The following is a 2,544-nucleotide window of genomic DNA, read 5'->3' on the forward strand; positions in this document are numbered from 1 at the left end:
TTACTCACCCGTTCGCCACTGTATCCAAAGATACCGTTCGACTTGCATGTATTAGGCATGCCGCCAGCGTTCATCCTGAGCCAGGATCAAACTCTCCATTTGATTTGACTCAACGCTTTTGCGTTTTATTTTATTTTTTGATTGTTCAGGTTGAATTGACTTGTACTTGGTTTGTTTGTTTAACCTGTACCAATTGGTACTTGTACATACTGTCTGTAAAGTTTTCAAAGAACGAGTTATTTGTGAAGATTTATTTATCTTTCACAAGCTTGCTTATCTTACTCCCTGTCCTGATCAAAGTCAAGGCTTTTTTGTGATTTTCTTTTTGAATTTCACAATCAGAAGAAGACTTCACTTGTGAAAAACAAGCCGTCTCTCACAAGACTCATTAAGAATACCACTCCAAACCTCATCGGTCAACCCTTTTTGTGAATTATTTTTAAATTTTCACAAACGGTATATCGCAGGGATTCAAGAGTGATGATCCTTTATATTTATATTCCGGCTGAATCAGCCTGGCGTCTTCAAATATACTCCTCTTTCTAACATGAAGTCTACTGTCAATTTGTTTTAATTATTTACATTTATTTTCAAAATCTGAATCAGATATTTTTTAACACATTAAGATTTACTTAATAGAAGAACCATTCATTGAAAAGCGTGGATCAATTGTATAATCCGTTTCAGCAATCCAGGAATATGGCTTCATATAGACTTTTTCATAATGCTTTTTTAAGACTGGCTCTAACTGTGTTTTCAGATCTTTCGATGCATTTGAGAGCTGCTGCATCAGTAAATGAGTCCCACTTAAAGCCACTTCAGAAGTTATCATTTCTTCTAAAATCGAGGCTGCTTCTTCCTTGTGGTCTTCTAACAGGTGAATCACCTTTTCATCAACCGATTCGAGAACCGCAAATTTATTTTCATCTTCTTCAAGAGGTCTGCATAAAAGTTGGATCAATTGATTCAAGTCATCCCGACTTAATTGTTGATCAGAGCCTTTATCGACAAACGCCCCGACCATCTCAATTCTGGCTGCAAGATCTGTTGGTAATCCCATCAGAGAATTAAACAAAGAATCATTTAAGATCATTAATCGACTTTCATTCGCATTCAAAAGGTTTTTCATTTCCAAAACAGCCAATGAGTAGTTCTTCTGCAAAAGAGCCATACCTGCACTAAGTGCCAGGTAATTTTCTGAATGTTCCATCCAGGACAGATCAGAATAGATCAGACTATTTAAAATATCTATGACTTTCTGATCATCCAACCGGCTTTTCAGAAAATTCATCAACTTGATTCCAGCTGTTGGAGAGCCCGCTTCCAGAGCCTCAAGGTATAATGCTGCAATTGGAAATTGATCTTCAGATAGATTTCCTTTTAAAACAGACAATCTGTCATCCTGCGATGAATCCGGAAAGTATTTTAGATTATTTGCAGCGTACTGAGGATAATCAACCATCAAGTCTGCAATTCGATCACCCAGATTCTTTTGTTCTGCAAATGCAATTGAAAAATTATCCAGTGCCTGCTGATAGTCTGCTTCCTCAGGATTATGAAGACTTTTTCTAAGTTTCTCTTCATGAATCAATCCCCATGTAAAGTAAAATGGTTCTTTACGATTGGTCTGTTTCTTTTGATTGAGCCAGAATCCGCAAAATGGGCAGATATCTGGTTCTGGCATTTTTGGTTCAGTTTTCCATTCATTATGACAGTTAGAACATTTCATTTGGCGCCCCTTCTATTTCTTAATATGTATTTAACAAATATGATTTCAGACAATTCTCTTTTAATAGCTTCATTCCATGAAACAGTTTATATGATTTTTCATTCGTATGCATCGTAAAACCTAATACCTGAAAACATTCAATATTCTCATCTCACAAATCAGTCAAACGGCTTAGTAGGCAACTTTGATTCGAATAGAATTGATTTGAAAGATAGTTACGAAAGTGAGGCTTATAACATGAGCGAAAAAGATGTAGTACTTGAAAACCAGGGAAAATTAACCGAACTTCAGCTCGATCAGGCGGAAGAAATTGAAGAACATTTAGTGAAAGCACAGTCTTTAATTGATGTTATTTCAAATTCAATCGAAGCAAAAAATGCTGAAAACACTCTTGATCTTGCCAGTGAACTCAATTCCATGGTTTCCGTATATGACGAACTCGAACATGCACTTGGTGATATCGACGAAATTATCGACGCTTTAAAAGGTATTCTGAATATTGACGAAAAGGATGACTAATAATCGTTTTCTACCTATATTCAGATAAAAATGAATCACGATTAAAAGGGGCTGTTAAATTTCTGACAGTCCAAAAATAAAAAGAGGCACCTGATCCGTAATGGATGAGGTGCCTTTTTTGGTAAAATATGTTCATGCTCAATAAACAAAATTACCAAACACACTATAACTGTTATGAAATGACCTTTGTCAAGAGTGAATAAGAAGACATATTGCCCCCTTACCCCCATTGATAGTCTTCATTTTGGTTCGATGGTAGACAGCACTTCACAGAAGCTGCACGGCAATTGGCCCCG

2 protein-coding genes and 1 rRNA gene are annotated in these 2,544 nt (G+C 36.3%); 1 reads left to right on the forward strand and 2 read right to left on the reverse strand.

The window, feature by feature from the left end; translation table 11 throughout:
• Positions 1–102, reverse strand: a 16S ribosomal RNA gene (locus tag BO222_RS09585); the annotation flags it as partial.
• Positions 103–628: 526 nt separating this feature from the next.
• The gene (locus BO222_RS09590; protein WP_075820542.1) at positions 629–1,729 is read right to left on the reverse strand and encodes a hypothetical protein; all 1,101 of its coding nucleotides are present in this window, start codon (positions 1,727–1,729) and stop codon (positions 629–631) included.
• A 237-nt stretch (positions 1,730–1,966) separates the two neighbouring features.
• Between BO222_RS09590 and BO222_RS09595 the strand changes: the two genes are divergently transcribed.
• Entirely contained in the window at positions 1,967–2,248 is a 282-nt protein-coding gene (locus BO222_RS09595) for a hypothetical protein (RefSeq protein ID WP_075820544.1), read from the forward strand.
• The last annotated feature ends 296 nt before the right edge of the window (positions 2,249–2,544 follow it).

The sequence above is a fragment of the Ileibacterium valens genome, assembly GCF_001945525.1.
Taxonomy (GTDB): Bacteria; Bacillota_I; Bacilli_A; order Erysipelotrichales; family Erysipelotrichaceae; genus Ileibacterium; species Ileibacterium valens.